The sequence below is a fragment of the Flavobacterium sp. MR2016-29 genome, assembly GCF_015350695.1.
Lineage (GTDB): Bacteria > Bacteroidota > Bacteroidia > Flavobacteriales > Flavobacteriaceae > Flavobacterium.
On the sequence record NZ_JADKPU010000027.1, the window covers coordinates 1 to 366 of the forward strand.

Genomic DNA, 366 nt, shown 5'->3' on the forward strand with positions numbered 1-366 from the left:
GTCTACTGTTGCCTTGTTGATTGTTCCGTCAGCATCAGTATCATTTGCTGTTACGTCGATTGTAACTGCCGTGTCCTCGTTTGTTGTTTTTGTATCGTTATTGGCAACCGGAGCATCATTTACTGAAGTAACTGTGATAAGCTGATTTGCCGTGGCAGTTCCGCCGTGTCCGTCGCTGATCACATAAGGAAAACTTACAGCAGTGGCGGAGTTGAAGTTCAAAACCGGAGTAAAAGTAATTATGCCCGAAGCCGAGATGCTTACTGTTCCGTTCGGCACAGCGATGGTCTGAACTCCGCCCGTTAGAGCTGTTCCGTTGATTGAAGTGATTGTCAAAGCATCTCCGTCAGCATCTGTATCCAGAGC

The 366-nt window shown here is 47.3% G+C and carries 1 protein-coding gene; it reads right to left on the reverse strand.

Features of this window, described 5'->3' with window-relative positions:
* On the reverse strand, positions 1-366 hold a 366-nt coding region (locus IR010_RS20020; protein ID WP_194606143.1), incomplete at both ends, for an Ig-like domain-containing protein.